The 18,420-nt window shown below is 47.7% G+C and carries 15 protein-coding genes and 1 tRNA gene; 11 read left to right on the top strand and 5 right to left on the bottom strand.

The annotated features are described in order from the left end of the window. Window positions 1–191: 191 nt before the first annotated feature. From KS4_RS05340 to KS4_RS05320, 5 genes are all read left to right on the top strand, one after another. Window positions 192–1,022 (top strand): OmpA/MotB family protein, encoded by an 831-nt coding sequence (locus KS4_RS05340; protein WP_200761602.1) that lies wholly within the window; start codon window positions 192–194, stop codon window positions 1,020–1,022. A gap of 247 nt (window positions 1,023–1,269) precedes the next feature. Next, a complete protein-coding gene (locus KS4_RS05335; RefSeq protein WP_145075642.1) occupies window positions 1,270–2,850 on the top strand; it encodes a hypothetical protein in 1,581 nt (526 codons plus the stop codon). Further along, complete coding sequence (locus KS4_RS05330) at window positions 2,847–3,887, top strand: hypothetical protein (protein WP_145075639.1); 1,041 nt, start codon at window positions 2,847–2,849, stop codon at window positions 3,885–3,887. The genes KS4_RS05335 and KS4_RS05330 overlap by 4 nt, the downstream gene beginning before the upstream one ends. A 42-nt stretch (window positions 3,888–3,929) precedes the next feature. Then, window positions 3,930–4,397 (top strand): SprT family zinc-dependent metalloprotease, encoded by a 468-nt coding sequence (locus KS4_RS05325; RefSeq protein ID WP_234698877.1) that lies wholly within the window; start codon window positions 3,930–3,932, stop codon window positions 4,395–4,397. 36 nt (window positions 4,398–4,433) lie between these two features. Continuing rightward, a complete protein-coding gene (locus KS4_RS05320) occupies window positions 4,434–4,997 on the top strand; it encodes a GNAT family N-acetyltransferase (protein ID WP_145075633.1) in 564 nt (187 codons plus the stop codon). 323 nt (window positions 4,998–5,320) lie between these two features. On the opposite strand, the gene KS4_RS05315 is transcribed toward KS4_RS05320, so the two are convergent. Next, a complete protein-coding gene (locus KS4_RS05315) occupies window positions 5,321–6,622 on the bottom strand; it encodes a YcaO-like family protein (RefSeq protein WP_145075631.1) in 1,302 nt (433 codons plus the stop codon). Between the two features lie 294 nt (window positions 6,623–6,916). On the opposite strand from KS4_RS05315, the gene KS4_RS05310 reads away from it, so the two are divergent. From KS4_RS05310 to KS4_RS05300, 3 genes are all read left to right on the top strand, one after another. Continuing rightward, on the top strand, window positions 6,917–8,365 hold the full coding sequence (locus KS4_RS05310; RefSeq protein WP_200761601.1) for a carboxypeptidase M32: 1,449 nt from the start codon (window positions 6,917–6,919) through the stop codon (window positions 8,363–8,365). Window positions 8,366–8,552: 187 nt separating this feature from the next. After that, window positions 8,553–8,939 (top strand): hypothetical protein, encoded by a 387-nt coding sequence (locus tag KS4_RS05305; RefSeq protein WP_145075625.1) that lies wholly within the window; start codon window positions 8,553–8,555, stop codon window positions 8,937–8,939. Between the two features lie 402 nt (window positions 8,940–9,341). After that, the gene (locus tag KS4_RS05300; protein ID WP_145075622.1) at window positions 9,342–9,521 is read left to right on the top strand and encodes a hypothetical protein; all 180 of its coding nucleotides are present in this window, start codon (window positions 9,342–9,344) and stop codon (window positions 9,519–9,521) included. Window positions 9,522–10,360: 839 nt separating this feature from the next. Here the strand turns inward: KS4_RS05300 and KS4_RS05295 are convergent. From KS4_RS05295 to KS4_RS05285, 3 genes are all read right to left on the bottom strand, one after another. Further along, a tRNA-Arg gene (locus tag KS4_RS05295) sits at window positions 10,361–10,434 on the bottom strand. 29 nt (window positions 10,435–10,463) lie between these two features. Continuing rightward, window positions 10,464–11,477, bottom strand: coding sequence for a Gfo/Idh/MocA family protein (locus tag KS4_RS05290; RefSeq protein WP_145075620.1), 1,014 nt, complete (start codon window positions 11,475–11,477; stop codon window positions 10,464–10,466). Window positions 11,478–11,649: 172 nt separating this feature from the next. After that, complete coding sequence (locus KS4_RS05285) at window positions 11,650–14,325, bottom strand: MGH1-like glycoside hydrolase domain-containing protein (RefSeq protein ID WP_145075616.1); 2,676 nt, start codon at window positions 14,323–14,325, stop codon at window positions 11,650–11,652. A 241-nt stretch (window positions 14,326–14,566) separates the two neighbouring features. Here KS4_RS05285 and KS4_RS05280 point away from each other — a divergent pair, with 241 nt between their 5' ends. After that, window positions 14,567–15,403, top strand: coding sequence for a hypothetical protein (locus KS4_RS05280; protein ID WP_145075613.1), 837 nt, complete (start codon window positions 14,567–14,569; stop codon window positions 15,401–15,403). 80 nt (window positions 15,404–15,483) lie between these two features. On the opposite strand, the gene KS4_RS05275 is transcribed toward KS4_RS05280, so the two are convergent. Continuing rightward, on the bottom strand, window positions 15,484–16,464 hold the full coding sequence (locus KS4_RS05275; protein ID WP_145075611.1) for an RluA family pseudouridine synthase: 981 nt from the start codon (window positions 16,462–16,464) through the stop codon (window positions 15,484–15,486). Between the two features lie 252 nt (window positions 16,465–16,716). On the opposite strand from KS4_RS05275, the gene KS4_RS05270 reads away from it, so the two are divergent. Together KS4_RS05270 and KS4_RS05265 are read left to right on the top strand one after the other, a co-directional pair. Further along, window positions 16,717–17,685: an exosortase/archaeosortase family protein gene (locus KS4_RS05270; protein ID WP_200761600.1), complete on the top strand. Its 969-nt coding sequence runs from the start codon at window positions 16,717–16,719 to the stop codon at window positions 17,683–17,685. Continuing rightward, window positions 17,672–18,409 (top strand): exosortase-associated EpsI family protein, encoded by a 738-nt coding sequence (locus KS4_RS05265; protein ID WP_145075605.1) that lies wholly within the window; start codon window positions 17,672–17,674, stop codon window positions 18,407–18,409. The genes KS4_RS05270 and KS4_RS05265 overlap by 14 nt, the downstream gene beginning before the upstream one ends. The last annotated feature ends 11 nt before the right edge of the window (window positions 18,410–18,420 follow it).

Raw genomic sequence — 18,420 nt, 5'->3', positions numbered from 1 at the left:
TATTTTCCAGAACCTCACACCCATTGTACAATCCAAATCGGTCGGCGGCTTACCTCTTTTACCCATTCCGCCAACTCTAGCACTGATAGATTCTACACGCGGGTGTCATCGGATAGACAACGAAAGGAACGGATGCGATGAAGTCTTTTGCACGTTTAGCAATGGCAACAGTCATTTTAAGCTCAGTTGGTATGGTAGGTTGCGTCGCTCAAAGCGAAGTTGACCAATTCCGTGAGCTCTATCGTAAGAGTGAAGCACAGCAGATTGAACTTCAGAGCCGTCTGGATGAAGCCAATGCAAGAATTTTAGCACTGCAGGCTGAACCCAAGGTTGATCTTGAAGCAAAAGCAGCTCTGGAAGCTGCACTGGCTGAAAAGGCGCAGTTGCTGGCAGCACTGGATGAAGCGAAAGAGCGCATCCGTGACATGGCTTCGAGCAGCAATCAGTTGCCAGTGGTCTTGAGCAATAAGCTTGAGAGTTTGGCGGCAAGCAATCCGGGCCTGATGAGCTATGACTCAAAGAGCGGCATGGTTCGCTTGGCAAGTGACATGACGTTTGCACTGGGCAAGACGGAAGTCAGCAGCGCGGCAAGCGCATCACTGGCACAGTTGGCTGTTGTACTGAACAGCGGCGAAGCGATGGCATACGAAGTGCGCGTAGTGGGTCATACGGACAACGTTCCGATGAAGAACCCAGTCAATAAAGATAAGTATGGTGACAACTGGGGCTTGTCGGCTGGCCGCGCGATTGCGGTGAAGAGTGTGTTGCAGAAGGCTGGTGTTTCACCGAGCCGCATGAGCATTGCGGGTTATGGTGAGTACCGTCCGATCGCAGCGAACAACGTGACCGGTTCACAGGCAAACCGCCGTGTTGAAATCTTCCTGGTTGCGATGCCTGCACCTGTGGCTGCGGCACCTGTTGTGAAAGCAACACCTGTCGTCGCACCGAAGGCTGCAGCACCGACCCCTGTTGTTGCACCTGCACCCGTGAAGAAAGAAACTGCACCTGTTTTCTATAAGTAAGCTGTGCAAAAAATGAATCTCAAAAAGCCCGCGTGATGCGGGCTTTTTTTATTGTTGGGTCGTATTGATGTGATCGCATGCAATTTTAATCACGGTTGTTTCAAACACCCTGCCACCGGTGGTGGCAGGCTTGAAGCAATTAAATTGAGTGCAGGTGAATATATTTCGTGGCGGTGAAATTGATGATAAGGTAGTACGTCATAACAAATGATGAAGTACATATTTTTCAGTTACAAGGCGGGTATGTATGACTGGTGAAGAATTGCTATTGATGATCTTGATGGGGGTAACGGTAGTAGGTGGTGTAATTGTCGGGGTATTGAGTTTGCTTACGGGGAGTTGGAAGGGGCGGATGGTGTGGTCGTCGCCGCGATGCGGGGGAAGACGGGGACGGTGCGGGTATGACCTGCGGGGGTATGAGACGTATAAGGAGAAGCGGTGCCCGGAATGTGGTACGGACTTGAATGATCCGAAGGTTGTTGAGTTTGTGAAGCGGAAGATGAATTGGTGGTTGTTGTTTGGTGCGGTGATCGCGTTGACTGGGCCGGTGGCTTGGTGGGGCGGGATTGGTGTGGTGCTGTATGGGAAGGCGAACGGGCCGCAGGGTTGGAATCTGGGGCGGTATCCATTGGAGGTTGTTGAGGCTTATTTGCAGGAGCATATGGAGCCGGGCGCGGCGTGGAGTGTGATGGAAGTTTGCAAAGGCGCGTTGGTGGATCAGACGTCTGGGGAAGAAGATGTGGCGCGAGCGTTTCGGGTCATGGGGATGTGCTTGAATGATGAGAAGATGGCAGATCGTTTGGATCATCAGACGGACCCGTTTGTTGCGGCGGCGATTGGAAACGATCGGGTGACGGATGAGATGATGGTGGGGTTTTATCGCGATTGGTTTGGGCGCAATGCGAGGGCCGCATTAAACCAGCGTGTGTATGTGGATGATGAGCGGGTTCGGGTTGATGTGAGAACGACACCGCATCTTCATGCGAGTGATGGATTACAGAATAATGAGGTGGTTCATCAGATGCATGTAAAGGGTGTGCGACTGGATGGGGAAGATGTGAAGTATGAATATTCGCAGGATGGGCAGCGGCGCGGTGTGCGGTTATGGCTTACGGGAAGTGCTATGAAGGAGGGGAATTATGCGGTGGAGGTTGATATTGAACGGGTGCTGTTTGATAAAAGTTTGATGCCTGAACAAGGACACTGTACGCGGGAGGATTGGCCGAAGGAAGTAGTTTGGCGGGAGGAGAAAACGTTGAGGTTGAATATGCCGGTATATGAGGATGTGGCGGATGCGATTGAGTTTGTGGAGGATCGTGGGCTGGAGGCTGATCTTGATGAGCAGGTGCGCGTGATGGATTGCATGGCGAGGACGTTTAATGGGAAGACGCGGCTGATTTTAATTCTTGAGCGGGAGCGGGAGGTTGTTAATCAGCTCTATGAGTTAGAGCAAGAGATGGGCGTTTTGCCGGAACGAGATAAAAGGGAATTGATTGCTGATCCTGTGGTTGTAAATCTGCAGGCAGAGGTGGAAATTGATGGGGTGAAGTACGAGTTGCTTGGGAATCATCAGCAAGATGTGTATGGCGAGCGGCGGAAGCGGGTGAGGATGAAATCTATCTTGAAGTTAGATCTAGATGATGAGTTGGATCCTGAGGTGAGGGAATTGGACTTTATACTATCGGGGAACAGAGAGCAGTTGAAAGAGAATTTGGAGGTAGATGAGGTATGGCAGGGACGGGTTGAGCGGAAAAATGTACGGGTGAAGCGGTGGGACCTTGGGGAGGATTTGGAAGCATGGCAGAAGAATATGGGAGGTAAAAAATGAGCGAATTTTTTGGCTATTTGTATAAGGATTCACCTGCTGCATTGTTTTGGTTGCTGATCGCATTCTTGCCGGCTGTGTGGGTGGCGGGAGTGTTGTTCTGGTCGGGGTTTAAGGGGAAGACGCGGAAAGCGAAGGTGGTGTGTCGGGGGTGTGGTGAGAATTTGAACGGGAAGTTGCCGGAAGAGACGGAGGTTTGTCTGGGATGTGGCGTGGAGTTGCGGAAACGTGGCACGTTGAAGCTGGTGAGTGGGGTGAGATGGCGACTCGTGGTAATGGGGGTTGTGGTATTGATATTGCCGCTGATTAGTGGGGTGTGGACGGGGTGGAAGATTTATGGGCAGGAGCGAAAGAACAGTTACAATCTGCGCCTGATTGATGATGAGTTGCTGTACCGTAGGGCGCAGGTTGAGATTGTAAAGAATCGACATGATAGCCGGTTATGGCGTGAGGCAGCGGAACGGGTTAGGGATGAGCGGTTTGGTGAGGAAGATATCAAGCAGTGGAATGAGTTGGTTGATGAATGGTTAGAGGGAACAACGCAAGACAGCTATGTTGGTTACGATGTGATTTCTGATTATGTGGCAGTGGTAAGCGAGCGGGGCGATCTTGAAGATGAGCAGTTGGCGAGGTTGATTGAAGGGATTATGGGGCGGCCTCGGATGGAGCAGAAGGAAATGGTTGTGCGGGAGAATGTGGCATGGCCGATGGTTGTGAGTTTTCGGATGCGACAGAATTACGTGAGTATGGATGATTTGCCGGTGTTCTGGTATTTGAAGGATGTGACGCTCGATGGGGAGCCGATTGAGGCGAAGGAGGTGTATATGAATCGAAGTAGTCATGGGCAGGTCAATTTTGAGCGTGCGCTTTTTAAGGAAGATCGGCAGGTGTTGCGGTTTACGTTGGTGGGTAAGTGTGTAAGGCCGGAGATGGGGGATGGGTTTGGGTATGAGTTACCGAATGAGGAGGATTTGCTTGGGGTGTATCATGAGATGATTGTGCCGATGGAGGTGGAGATGGTAAAAAAGGGAGTGGAGTAATGAGTGAGTCTAATAGATGATTAGGAGAATACGATTTTGAATATGTGGGACGCGAAAGCGATGGCGGAGGGACTGATGCGGGAACATGGATTGTTGCCGAGATGGTCGTTTGGGTTCAACCAGCGGAAGCGAACGCTGGGGCTGTGTGACTATGGGAAGAAGCGGATTGAGCTTTCGGTGCATCTGGTGCATGGGAACGATGAAGAGGCGGTGCGGGATACGCTGTTACATGAGATTGCGCATGCGATCGCGGGGGCGAAGGCGGGGCATGGTGAGAAGTGGAAAAGGGTGTGTATTGAGATTGGTGCGAGGCCGGAACGTTGTGATCGATCGGCGAGCATGCCGAAGGGGAAGTGGATGGCAAGTTGCGCGGGTTGCGGGCATGAGCATACACGGCATCGACGGCCTTTAAAAGGGCGGACGTATTATTGCAGGGAATGCGGGGCGAGAGCTGGAGAGCTGGTGTTCCGGCGAGATGGAGGCGAGAAATTGAAGGCAAGTCAGGGGTGATTTCGATAGAACTGATAGTGGGGTCAGGGATATGTGATGCGGCTTAAGGTGAATGAGCGGACTAATTTGGAATTGGTTGAGAAGCGTCATGCGGCTGAGTTATCTCGTGTGGTATTGGCGAATGATGAGGACTTGTCCGAGTGGTTTTTATGGGCGGATAAGCGGTACGGGGTTGATACGGCGGAGCGATTTATTGAGAAGGCAATGGGAGAATTTAAGCGGCGTGAAGCGGTTTACATGGTCATTCTGCATGATGAGAAAATTGTGGGCGAGGTGGGATTTGAGTCGTGGCGAGAATTGGAAAATCAAGAAAAAGCTATTCACTTAGCATCGGCTGAGATGACGTATTGGCTGACAGGTAATGCGAGAGGCCGGGGATTAATGCGAGAGGTGATACGGACAATGTTGGCATATGGGTTTAACGAGATGGGTTTGATGCGCGTCGTCATTCAAGTTGAACCTAATAATTTGAAAAGTTGCCGTGTTGCTGAATTGGCTGGTTTTGTTTATGAAGGATGCCAACGCGGAGTCGCGACATGGCGAGGGAGACGTGTGGATTTAAACCTGTATGCTATGACGAACAGCGATTGGGGCAGCTGATATACAAACTGTTAGTAACTATAAATAAAAAGAGCAGGACACGAAGTATATCCTGCTCTTTTAACATGCAATAATAAACACTTAGTCTGTGTTGTTATCTTCAATCATTTCGCGTTCTGAGTCAGTCAGTTTATTATCATCATTATCCGAGGCGAGGAAGCCGCCTTTCCATTTATTCATATTATGTTCCTTTATTAGTAGTTCTTACATTTAAATCAGCGAGTTACTGTGAACCATAGTAGGTGTTACTTCGTAAATCAAACCTGTGATTAACACGTATTGTGTAATGGTTTATCGTTGATTTAATATTTATTATTCGTTGATCAGTTTGGATTCATACAAGTGATTGTTCGGCTATGTGGTGGAATCATCATACCATTACTTGTTAAGTAGAATAAACTGACTCCGGGTATTTGAACACTAACTACATTTGTGCCATTCTTGAGTTTTTTTAGATTTTGCATGTACACGGTGAGGTTATATTTTTTAAGTCGAGAGATGAGACGTGATATTTGTTGATTCACGTGTGCATGCGCGTCGAGAGTGACTGACTTGTGATGTAATCGTTCGAAAGATTGGAAATCAAGGCGGTCGTTGTCCAGGTATGGCTGTAGGTTGAATTGCGTACAGCGAGCGTAGGCATCGGATTGTTGGGCACGTTGCCAATCACGTTTCCATGAAGCGACGCGTTGATCGTGATAGTTCTCGGCTGCGAACATAATCTGAAGCGCCTCGTGAACTGCGCGTTTTATGGCAATTTCTGGATAAAGAGATGCGCCAAATCCGGGTGCGGGAATGAGCTGTTGTTTGTGATAATTCTTAAAGATAGCAGCGATGACTGGTACACGAAGATTGGTCGTTGCGTTAATGAGAATGCATTGATCATTAACGTGTTGTTCAATCTCTTGGATGTTCGATTTGAGGGGTTCTGGCAAAGACTCCTTATCGATCACAGGAAGCTTACTGGAAGTTTGTTTGTAGCAATATTGATAGAGAAACGCCCCGAGGCCATCACGTTCAATGGCTTCATTAATGCTGTGAAGAAGAGCGTCTTGGGTGGTAAGACCTGAGGCAATACCGGAGTTGGAGGAATATTTCATGAGGTATGAAAAAAGCTGCACGTTTTGAGAATCACAGATGTATTCGGAACGCGAAAGAATCTCTGGCGCCCAAAGGAAAGCTGGAAGAATGAGCTTGTTGTTGGGCTGGTTGTACTCGTGATAGGTTGAACAGAATAGATCTTGATGAGGGAAATCTGTGAGAAGTTTGAGCGGTAGGTATTCATGCGCGACAGATTGATCTGCAAGTACTTGCGTGTTGATGGTTTGAAGGGATTGTGGTGCGGGTAGATTGCTCATGCCAAAGAAATGTTCGATAGCTTCGAAGATTGCGCCGGCCTTATTGAAGGGATACTCACCTTTGCCGGTACCGAGTGCTAGAACATTTTTGTGGTGATCAAGGATACGAGCTTCATAGATGGTGATGGCATGGCCGTAGGTATGAATTTCACATTTGCAACCAAGTGTTTTGATATCGTTCAATGCGATATCGATGGCTTGATTAACTTCTATGGAGCGTTCATCGTCTTGATTGATTGATGAGGCAGCAAGCAATGTTTGATTCATATGGTTTGGCCGTGTCAGTTTGAGGTTATAAAAAAAAGTCTAAAAAGCACTAATTTTTATGTATATACGGCATGAAGTTAAAGCGTTGTTTACAAATTGAATCTGGATGTCAATGAACAAAGTGCTATTGATGATGAAATACCCTATAAGCAATATGGTTCTATTGAGGTATGGTTAGATTGCGAATGCTCACATGCGGGGTTACGGAATGGGTGAGTGGGAAAAAGTGAGGTTGTATCGATAGTCGTTTCGGGGGGGATTGTTAGGATACGGAATATTAGCGGGAGAATGTATTTGGAAAATCATGAAGCATATTTGGAACTCATGCGGCAATGGCGCGAGGCATGGATGGTAGGGAGTTGTTTTAGCCAATTACATTGGGATCTGTCGGTCTTGATGCCGCGGAAGGGTGGGCGGCAACGCGCGAAGCAGATGGGATTACTTTCGGAGATCACGCATCATAAAAGATCTAACCCACAAATAGGCGATCTAATCACTGCATGCGATGCTCGTGTACTGGATGCAGAGCTAGCTGCTAATGTTCGGAAAATTGAGTATGAGTACAAAAAACTGAGGAAGTTGTCGCCTCAACTGGTTAAAACGATTGCAATAAAAGCGGGCGAAGCAGAGCAAGCATGGATTGCGGCAAGAGAGAGCGGGAATGATGATGCGTATTTAAGATTATTGACGGAAATGATTGAATTGCAACGTGAGAAAGCGGCTTGCCTGGGATGGGAGACGGATGGTGAAATGTGGGACGCGCTTGCCGATGAGTATGAGCCGGGTTGCAGCGCGAAATGGATTGAACAAGTATTCGGGGACATGGAAAAACGACTACGTGAGCTGCTGAAAAACTGTGAAAAACAAGCGGCTGAGGATGATTATCAATTGGCGATGCCGATCGAAGAGCAGAAGCATTTAGTTAGACAGATTGCAGATGCGATGGGGTTTGATTTTGAGAGAGGTAGAATTGATGAATCGGCACATCCGTTCTGTACGGAGATGGGGCGGGATGATGTGCGGCTAACGAGTCGGTATGAAGTAGATGACTGCTCATGTGGTATTTTGGGAGCTATCCATGAGTTAGGCCATGCCTTGTACGAACAGGGGCTTAGAGAGAATGCGTGGGGGTTGCCGACTGGGCTAGCGGCGTCGTTTGGAATTCATGAGGCGATGGCGCGACTGTGGGAGAATATGGTGGGGCGGGGCGAAGCGTTTTGCGATTGGTTAAATGACGCTCATGGGCTATCTGGACAGGCATGGTTTAGACAGGTGAACCGCGTACAGGCCGGGGCGATACGTGTGGATGCGGATGAGGTGAGTTACAACCTGCATGTGATGGTGCGGTTTGATTTGGAACGTCAGTTACTGAATGGTGAACTTACGATGAAGGATTTACCTGAAGCATGGCGAGAGATGTATTGGGAGAAATTAGGGGTTGAGATTACAGATGATCGGGAGGGGTATTTGCAGGATATTCATTGGGCATGCGGCGGGTTTGGGTATTTCCAGTGTTATACGCTGGGGAGTATTTATGCAGCGCAGCTCTATGCGAAGATTAGGGATGCTGATGATGCGGTGAGGTGTGGGGATTTCGAACAGATTAGAGCATGGTTGAACGAACATGTTTATCAGTATGGACAGCAGTATAAGGCGGATGAGTTATGTGAACGCGCGACGGGGAGTGGGTTAGATGTGAGATGTTATCTGGATTATTTGGAGGGAAAATTCCACAGCAAATAGACTTAATAAAAGTACTATTGCCATGAAACGCCAGTGTCAGAGAGTGGGTCTGAAGGGTAGCAAGAACAAACGCAGTTTAAAAATGCGGTGATTCACAACCTGCCACACAAGTCATGGCGACTGTGATGGTATGTAGACAATGAAGTTGCTTATTGCTTTCTGCTACCCATATATAAGGGGCAAATATATGGTACATATGAAATCTATCCTGCCAATTCTCATGGCGACTTTCACGATGATGCTTTGTTCGACCGATGCGATGGCGATGTACAATCCTAAGCTTGGACGGTTCATGCAAAGAGATTCGCTTAACCAAAACCGTACAGGTGGTGGATATCATGATGGACTGAATTTATATCAATATATAATAAGTGCCTCCATAAAACACAATGATCCACTCGGCACAAGTGTTGTAGGACTAGGGCCTGGAGATCATAAATTTAGATGTGAAAAACCGACATGTGGTCCTAATAAAACCCCATATAAGCCGCTGCGTGAAACATGTTGTAATGGAAAAGTATATACACAAATGATGGTGGACCATGGAGTGCTTGGGATGCAGAAAGTCGAGTAAAACCTGGAGATGGAGGTCAATATAGACATTGCGTTGCCGCCTGTATCTTGTCGAAGAAATTAGGCATATTTGGTGAGGGGTTGGTCGAGATTTGGGATCGTGTTACTGAGCATCCTAAAATTAGGTCTGGTGGGGATTTTGGGCAAGATTCATCTAATGATATTGCAGGGGAAGATGAAGGCATTAGGCTAGGAAGAAAAAATAATTGTTTGCCATGTTCAGAACGCTGCAGAAGGGTATTTGGGCCAGGCGATCCACATCACCGCAAACAATTCCCGATGCTAAAGTTACCACAATTGAAAAAACCGCGTGGACACTATATCTGAGGTAGAATGTATTACTGAGCAATATTTCATATTAAATGACTTGGTCAATTATACATTGAGATAGGCGGAGCACTCTGTGAAAGCTTTAGAGCGGAAAATACCAACCTGCATTTGGGCAACCTTACTAGCAATATCATTGATTTTTGCGGGATATCATCTATATATGGCGATATCTTCAATAAACAAAAGTGATAATGAGATGATTTTACAGCAGCATAATAAGAAAAATAATGATGCCAAAAATGATGCCAAATGAGATTGGATCATTGCGGCATTTTATTTGAGGTTCTCCTAGAGAACCTTAAATTAGTTTCAAAAAAGCATGAGAAAAAATCAACTGAGCAGATAGAAGTTGGATTATCTGATTGGGCATATCAACTTAGTACACAGCAGATTTAACAGGTGTAGTAGGATCGCTATTTATTATTCTCAAAGTTTGTAACAGACCATCTCTATTGTAAGAGATGCTGAAGATTGATTCCGGGGAAAATAATTGAATGCGAGCAAATTCGGCAACAAACGCATTGCCAAGTATGCCAAGATGCTGCAGGCGAGATTCCTAAGTTTGCCACATAATTCTGATTTCATAACAGGTGTTTATACCATACGATCTTGGACGCTCAGACCAGAACAACGATGTAAAGCATGCAATGTAAAATAAAACCTCCAGCCGACCCTTGTCCTACCTGAACGGAGTGATGCGTCACAGCGTCACACTTCGTTCATTGAGTGGTATTTCTGAATGGGGGTGCCATAGGACGCACAAACAGTCCACACTGCTGCACAGCAAGCCCGCGAGCGAGTGGATGGCAAGCGTAACGCAGGCGTAAACGGTGTTTTCTACGCTTACCGCTATAAGTAGGTCATGATGTTTTTACTGTAATGTAAAACCGAGAGCGGGTTGGATGCCAACGAGTATCTGGATTATTTAGAGGGGAAATATGGAGGATGAGATTATGCCATTGATACAGCTTGCAGGCAAGTGAGTGTTATGATGCAAAACACCCCATGACCGGCGGTCATGGGCTTGATAGAAGTGTGCATGAGAGTGGGAGTGGAAGAGAAAAAATGGGGGGAGTTGGGGGGGGGGATGAATGCGGATGAGAGGATTCGAACCTCTGACCTTCGGTTCCGGAAACCGGTGCTCTATCCTGCTGAGCTACACCCGCAAATGATGATCTCCATCATACCACTTAGATCATGACAGATACACTTTTTTGCCTTGCTCGACACTGCCCTGCTCTGCTTCGGAGATCTTGATGGTGTTGGCAGCTTCTTGCGGCGTGACGATGGTGGGTTGCTGATTATTTTTGACACAATCAACGAAGTAATTGATTTCACTTTGGTAACCCATCTCGCCGGTCATGGAGAGTTGCACTGCATCTTGATTGGGTTGCTTGAGGGTGACGTGGCTGCCTTGCGCGATGTCGAAGATGGCGACTGCTTTTTCGAATGTGACGGTATAGGTCATGACGAAGGGGGTGTCATCGACAGTCCACCAGCCGCCTTCAGCGGTGACGAGTGGAACCTGATCGTAGAAGTATTGTGTGACGACATGATCGGTTTTGTTGGTGTGGAAACTGTAGCCAGTGGAGGAGACGGCGGAAGGCATGCCGAAAAGGAATTGTATGAAGTCGGTGTCGTGGATGTGGATGTCGAGGAGGCCGCCACCGTTTAGGTCGCCGTTCTCATAGAAGGCGCCTTTGGGGTGGGAGCCCATGCGTTTGAAGTTTGCGGAGAGAACGTTGCCGTAGGTTTTGTTGTCGATGACTTGCTTGAGCCAATCCCAGCCGGGCCAGAAACGCATGCATTGTGCGGGCATCACGATTTTGTTGGTTGATTTCGCGATTTCGACGATCGCTTGCGCATCGGTGAAATTGCGTGCGAGCGGCTTTTCGACAAGGACGTGTTTGCCGGCTTCGACGGCGGCTTTGGTGAACATGAGGTGAAGGTGTGTGGGGAGACAGATATCGACGATGTCGATGTCGGGATCGGCGATGAGTTCGAAAGCGTCGGTGTATTTTTTGACGGTGTTGTAGTCAAAATTAGTTTCGGCGAGGCCGTCGAGATTAGCGGCAGCGACATCTTCACCCGATAGACGTTTTGCGTCTTGATCGGCGATGGCGGTAATTGTTGCTTGTGGGTTCTTGCTCCACGCTTCGATATGGGTGAGTCCCATCATGCCTAAGCCAATAACACCAACTCGATACATATTGCACTCTGCCTTTCTTGGGTTGTGTAGGCGACTGAGGGGTATTTTATAGCGAGATGAGAAGGGATTCACAATATGGGGTTGAGGAAAAAGCGCAATTGTTTTCGTGAGATGTGCTTGGTGAGAGGATTAGCGGGTTTTGGGAGGCCCTATGAAACATTGGGCTATCGTTTTAGCTTGGAGCGCTGCGTTGCTCGGCGATATTGTGGAAGATGTTGGTGATGAGTGCGGTCCAACCGGTTTGGTGAGAGGCACCGAGGCCACGACCGGTGTCGCCGTGAAAGTATTCGTAGAACTGATGGAGGTCCTGGAAGCTGTCAGATTGGAGGCAATCGGCGGCGTGGCCGAGACAGGGGATGATGCTGTTTTTGTTTTTAAGGAAGAGCTTGGTAAGTCGTTGCTGGATTTCGATAGCGACTTCGCCGAACGTGAGCATGTTGCCTGAGTTGGTTGGGCATTCGATGAGGAAGTCGTCGCCGTAGTAGCGTTCATAGCGTTGGAGGGCTTGGATGATGAGATAGTTGATGGGGAGCCAGATGGGGCCTCGCCAGTTGGAGTTGCCGCCAAAAAGGGCGGTGCGTGATTCGCCGGGTTCATAATCGACGCGGTAGGTGGTGTCGTCGAATTTCAGGGTGAAAGGTTTTTTGGCGTGAACTTTGGACATCGAACGAATGCCGAAGGGCGAGAGGAATTCATCTTCGTCGAGCATGTAGCGGAGGATGGATTCGAGTCGTTCACGAGGTGGGATGGCGAGGAGGTAGCGGGTGTTGCCGGTTTTGGGGCATGTGCGTTTGGTGATGTGGCGAGAGAGTTCGGGCCGATTTTCGATAAACCAGTTCATGCGTTTTCGGAAACCTTTGGTGTGCTGTATGACATTGGAGTCGATAACGAGTACGGCGATGAGAGGGATGAGTCCGACGAGAGAACGGATACGGAGCGGTTTGTCGGAGCCGTCGACGAGGAGTTGATCGTAGTAGAATTGATCTTCTTCGTCCCAAAGACCGGAGCCACCGAAGGAGTTGATGGCGTCGATGATGGCAACGAAGTGTTCAAAGAACTTGGAGGCAAGGTCTTCATAGGCGACATCGGTGCTTGCCAGTTCGAGGCCCATGCCGAGCATAACGGCGGCATAGAAGCCCATCCATGCGGTGCCGTCGGCTTGGTTGAGGTGATCGCCATGAGGAAGTGGTCGAGAACGGTCAAAGACACCGATGTTGTCGAGTCCGAGGAATCCGCCGGAGAAGAGATTGTCGCCATGTGGATCTTTTCGGTTGACCCACCATGTAAAATTCATGAGTAGTTTTTGGAAGGAGCGTGCGAGAAATGCGCGATCACGTTTGCCGCGTGGTGCGGTGGAGTGGAAAACGTGCCAACAAGCCCATGCGTGGACGGGCGGGTTGACATCACCGAAAGCGAATTCGTAGGCGGGAATTTGGCCGTTGGGATGCATGTACCATTCGCGAAGAAGGACTTCTAACTGATACTTAGAGAACTCGGGGTCGACCTGGCTGAAGGGAATCATGTGGAAGGCAAGATCCCATGCTGCAAACCATGGGTACTCCCATTTGTCGGGCATCGAGAGGACGTCACGAGAGAAGACGTGGGGCCAATCACGATTACGTGTATCTTTTTTTCGCTCGGCAGGCGGCCCGGGCATATTGGGGTCGCCTTGAAGCCAATCTTTAACGACATAGTGATAGAACTGTTTAGACCAGAGGAGGCCTGCGTAGGCTTGACGTGAGATGATTCTTTCTTCATCGGACAAGCTGCCGGCGATGAGTTGGCTATAGAAGGTGTCGGCTTCTTCGATACAATCTTCGAATCGTTTATCGAAGTCATTACCGAAGATTTGCGTTGGGGTTTCTTCTTCTGAATAAAGCCTGAGATTGAGAATAATAGAAGACTTGGGCGGGACGCTGAGTCGGTACCATGCAGCGGCTTTTGTGCCTTGTTTTTTGGGATTTATTGCGGCATGGTCACCATTGATGATGAAATCATGAAAAGCATCTTTAACATACTGGGTATTATTGGGTGTTTTGAATAAGCGGTCCGTGTTGGTTTCGTTATCTGTGAAGATCAGTTGAGGTTTGATGTCATTCGGGCCATGCGATACCTCGAAGTAGAAGCGGTTTAAAGTTTCGTGATCAAGACGGATTCGGGTTTCGTTATCTGCGGACATGTGAGGTTTAAGGCCACAACCTTCGTGAGTGCATCCCCAGACCCAAGTATTGCGAAACCAGAGTGTGGGGAGGATATGAAGAGGTGATTCAATGGTGTTATGGTTTGTGATCGTGAGACGGATCAGGATGTCGTTGGGAGATTCTTTGGCGTACTCGGCTTGGACATCAAAGTATGCGTCATTGTCGAAGACGCCGGTGTCGAGTATTTCATACTCGAGCATGGTCTTATCGCGACGTGCATTTTCACTAACCAAATCGTCATAGGGGAAAGCTGCTTGAGGGTACTTGTAGAGAGCTTTGGCGTAGGTGTGAGTGGGGAGTGAGTCGAGGTAGTAGTAGAGTTCTTTGACATCCTCGCCGTGGTTTCCTTCGTTACCGGAGAGGCCGAAGAGACGTTCTTTGAGGATGGTATCTTTTTCATTCCAAAGGGCAACTGAAAAGCAAAGCCGACATTCACGATCTGTAAAGCCTAGGAGGCCGTCTTCACCCCAACGGTAGGCGCGTGATCTTGCATCATCGTGTGTGAAGTAGTCCCAGACATCGCCATCGGCCGAGTAATCCTCACGAACAGTGCCCCATTGGCGTTCTGCGAGGTACGGTCCCCAACGTTTCCAGTTTTTCTCACGCTCTGCATCTTCCTTTAATCGTCTTCGTTCGGCATCTGACATACGTGGGTTCCAGTTTTGTAGCAGAGAGAATTGTTAGTCGTAACCTGAAAGGTACGTTTACTTGCGGGTGAGATAACTACACTATCGGCCATAGCAAAGCTGCGGCCGAGATTCGATGATGCGAGGCTTGCTATCTGAAAATACCGTGTGAATCTGGCATAAGAGCGATCCAATAACATGGGGTTTGTAATTAGTTGTGTGTGCGATTGAGTCGATGCGCGATTCTACCTAGAATTCAGTGATGAGTTTAGATAGTAATCATCATGATGTGTTTCAGGACCCGTTGATGTTGTATCGTTCTGCGGTACAGCACCCGGAAGCAGAGGTTGCGTTTTTAGAACGTGTCTATATGCACTATTTTGAGGGAGAGCAGCCTACACTGCTGCGTGAGGATTTTGCGGGAACTTGTGCCATCAGTAGTGCGTGGGTCATGATGGATGAAGATAACCGTGCGCTTGCTATCGAGATTGACTATCCGACGGCAGTATGGGCGGATAAATTCATTTCACATGAAATTCAGGAGCGTAGCGAGGACGTGATCATTCTGGTTGATGATGTGATGAATGTGAACGAGCCAGAGGTGGAGATTGTGGCGAGTATGAATTTCAGCACGTTGATCTACCATTCAAAACTGGAGTTGATTGCGTATTTCAAACATGTGAGGAAGTGCTTATTAGATAATGGTATATTTGTGATGGATGTGTTTGGCGGCGCGGGGTCGAAGCAGGTTGGCGTTCAGGAAAGAGCCATGGTTGTACCGGGGGAACAGGATTTAAAGATTAAGTATCAATGGGAACAACGTTCATACGATGCTCGCAATCAACGAATTGATTGTCGAATCCATTTTGAACGAGAGAATGGAGAACGACTCGTTGATGCGTTCTGTTACGACTGGCGTCTTTGGTCTTTGGCAGATTTGCAGGCGATGATGATAGAGGCGGGGTTTGATGATTCAGAAGTTTGGTGTGACGTTTACAACACTGAGATTGGGCAAAGTGATGGGTACTATAAACCTGCGGATGTATATCCTGATCGGCAAGATTGGATTGCATATGTTGTAGGCGTCAAACGTGGATAGGATGAGAGGATGCGTAACAAGTCATCCGTGTTAATACCACAACTATTGCCTTAGCACGAACAACTTAATATGCGATTAAATTAATTAAGATCATTCATGAGGTTTTGGAAATCTTGAGGATACGGTGCTTGCGCGCGAATGTTATCGAGTGCAAGAGAATAGGCATGGAGCATTGGACGAGAGACTGGGAATGGAACAGATTTGGAATGAGCCATGACGGTTGTTGGCCCGTTATATAGCGAGTCGCCGAGTATTGGGTAGCCGATGTGAGATAGCATGGCTCGGATTTGGTGGAGAAAGCCTGTGCCAAGTGATATACGTAAAAGAGTCGCGTTTTCAAAATGCCTAATCGGTGAATAGCTAAGATCGCAAATACGGGTATCGACATGTGAATGTTTAGGGGGTATATCAAAAACAGTTATTTTGGCGGGTTTGTGCTGAGTGATGCCGAGATGTGCGGTGAGCTGTTGAGATGTGTTGATGCGGCCTTGCACGAGGGCGTGATAGACTTTTTCTGTTTGATGGTTTGCGAAGGCTTGACGGTAGTACTCCCAAGCGGGTTGCATGAGTGCGACGAGAAGTGTACCTGAGGTGGTGACATCAAGTCGATGAACAACGCCACTACGGAGACCGCCTTCACCGATGCCTTGGATTGCTGGGTATTGATCAACAATCGCATTGAGTGCTGTACCTGTCTCGCCAAGTTTGAGTGGATGAACAGGCATGCCTGCGGGTTTGTTAATGATGATGGCGTCTTGAGTTTGCGTGAGAATGAGCGAGGCAAGAGGGATATGCTCAGGCAGGATGAGTTCTTGTGCGCCTAATGAGGATGTTTCGAGATGATTTAATTGAATGGTGAGAGTGCTGCCTGTTCGGAGAAGTTTGCCTTTGGCTGTAGCCGAGATTGAACGGTTATTAAGTGATACAAGGCCTGCTTCGAGGAGTCGCTTGACTTGATTGCGTGATAATTCGAGATGGCTGCCAATGAACTGATCAAGGCGAGAGCCGTCATGCTCATTCGTTACTGTGTATGTTCTAGTTGTCGGAACTGTTTTATCCAATTTTGATGCCGATCCTTCAATACGTGTCAGATAGCTTACCAAAGTTCCGATTTGAACGTTTTATTCCTAAAAATGAATGAAGAACTTTATCCTTAGCACTTAGCATTCCGATTGTTTATCATATATCTATGGGTTGATAATTCTGCTTAGCCGATTAGCTATTAGGGTGAATACTGTCTGGGTTTTAAGATCCCGAAGTCTGTTTGAACCAGTCACGACCTATAGTTCAGGCAACGAATGAAGGATCAAGACTTGACCGACAATGCGAGTATACACTCAAGCCAACCTGATGATGGTAAGCGCATCACTGCAATGCCTATGATGTGGTCGGCTGGGCGTCTAGGGGCGATTGTCGCATTGATGTTAGTCGGTATCTGGGCGACATTCTCGGAGTGGATGGATATATGGCACATTGCGTTAACTGATGAAGAGGCTTCACATATTTTTCTTGTGCCAATTATATTGGTGTGGTTAGTTTCTGTAAGGAAAGATCAGATTCCGCTGTGCAATTTGCGGTTAAGTTTTCTAGGGCCGCTACTCATCGGAGTGGGGTGGGTTTTGTTGTGGTCGGGATTCAATCATTCATTTCAATCGGGCAGGCATGCGGGCGCTATTGCGGTCGTGTCGGGTTGTTTTTTGACCTTTACAGGTTGGGACGTTGTTAAACGGTTTTGGCCGGCATTTGTGGTACTAGCGTTTATGGTGCCGATACCTGGGCAGATACGCACGCAAATATCTGTGCCGATGCAGACATATACGGCAGCTATTGCCCAGTTTTTTTCGGTTTTAATAGGGATGACGGTTGAACGCTCGGGTAATGTCATGTCGTACAATGGGATTGAAGTTGCGGTCGCAGAGGCATGTAATGGTATGCGGATGATCTTTGCGTTATTACTTGTATCCTTTGCTTTCGCATTTGGCACGCCTCTTCGCACGTGGGTACGTATCGTGATCATTTTACTAAGTCCGGTTATCGCTGTGATCTGCAACGTGATCCGTTTGATCCCTACAGTCTATGTATATGGCCAATATTCAGAGGGGGTTGCGGAGGCATTTCATGACTATTCAGGCTGGTTTATGTTGCTTGTTGCGCTAGGGATGATGTTCGGAATTGTACATTTATTGAACTGGCTTCAGCTACCGGTTTTCCCAAAGAATAATGGCAATGGGGATTTAGTACGCGCTAAAAATAATAATAAGCATACAGGTGAAAGTGAGTGATAAATACAAGCATATGACGAAAGGCAAAATCATAAACCAATATTCTTTTCGAAATATCGCTATTGTGTTCATAGCGATGATCTTATTGCTTGGAATAGGGCTGCAAGCGGTATTTCGCCCTCAGCCTTCTGACGCTTCGGAGTTTCATGCGGTCGCAAAAAATTCGATATATTCTCTACCAAGCCAAATTGGTGATTGGGTGGGCCGCGACCAAGATATACCAGCAAGTGCGATCAAGTTGCTACGACCCAATGCAATTATCAGCCGTAGTTACTACAACAAAAAAACCGGAGAAACGGCATCACTCCTGATCGTTCAGTCGAAAGATGCGCGTGATATGCGAGGACATTTCCCTCCTGTTTGCTACCCGGCAAATGGCTATCAAATGACGAATGAAATGCAGGTTGATTGGGACGCAGATGGCCTCCTGATGAATGGTACTGATTACACATTTAGCATACAGCGTAGCAATCGCGTAACGTATTTGAATGTTGCAAATTTCATCATTCTACCCAACGGATATGTTGTACCAAACATGAAAGCCCTCAATGAAGCTGCCTCAGACTATACTAGATTTTTTCAGGGGGCAGCACAATTACAACTAGTCACAAATAAAAATTATACTGATGAACAACGGCAGCGCATATTTGAAGAACTCGTCGGATCAAATAAGCAGATTATACAAACACTGCTAAACGGCGAATCTTACATTAAGAATAATTAGCAAAAACAATA

The sequence above is a fragment of the Poriferisphaera corsica genome, assembly GCF_007747445.1.
GTDB lineage: Bacteria > Planctomycetota > Phycisphaerae > Phycisphaerales > Phycisphaeraceae > Poriferisphaera > Poriferisphaera corsica.
This window is presented reverse-complemented; position numbering and strand designations above follow the sequence as displayed.

What these genes read in the sequence shown, in the direction of transcription:
- KS4_RS05325 (WP_234698877.1), top strand. Translation starts at nt 3,930, where the DNA reads ATGTGGGACGCGAAAGCGATGGCGGAGGGACTGATGCGGGAACATGGA.
- KS4_RS05285 (WP_145075616.1), bottom strand. Translation starts at nt 14,325, where the DNA reads ATGTCAGATGCCGAACGAAGACGATTAAAGGAAGATGCAGAGCGTGAG.
- KS4_RS05280 (WP_145075613.1), top strand. Translation starts at nt 14,567, where the DNA reads ATGAGTTTAGATAGTAATCATCATGATGTGTTTCAGGACCCGTTGATG.
- KS4_RS05335 (WP_145075642.1), top strand. Translation starts at nt 1,270, where the DNA reads ATGACTGGTGAAGAATTGCTATTGATGATCTTGATGGGGGTAACGGTA.
- KS4_RS05340 (WP_200761602.1), top strand. Translation starts at nt 192, where the DNA reads ATGGTAGGTTGCGTCGCTCAAAGCGAAGTTGACCAATTCCGTGAGCTC.
- KS4_RS05305 (WP_145075625.1), top strand. Translation starts at nt 8,553, where the DNA reads ATGGTACATATGAAATCTATCCTGCCAATTCTCATGGCGACTTTCACG.
- KS4_RS05330 (WP_145075639.1), top strand. Translation starts at nt 2,847, where the DNA reads ATGAGCGAATTTTTTGGCTATTTGTATAAGGATTCACCTGCTGCATTG.
- KS4_RS05320 (WP_145075633.1), top strand. Translation starts at nt 4,434, where the DNA reads ATGCGGCTTAAGGTGAATGAGCGGACTAATTTGGAATTGGTTGAGAAG.
- KS4_RS05315 (WP_145075631.1), bottom strand. Translation starts at nt 6,622, where the DNA reads ATGAATCAAACATTGCTTGCTGCCTCATCAATCAATCAAGACGATGAA.
- KS4_RS05290 (WP_145075620.1), bottom strand. Translation starts at nt 11,477, where the DNA reads ATGTATCGAGTTGGTGTTATTGGCTTAGGCATGATGGGACTCACCCAT.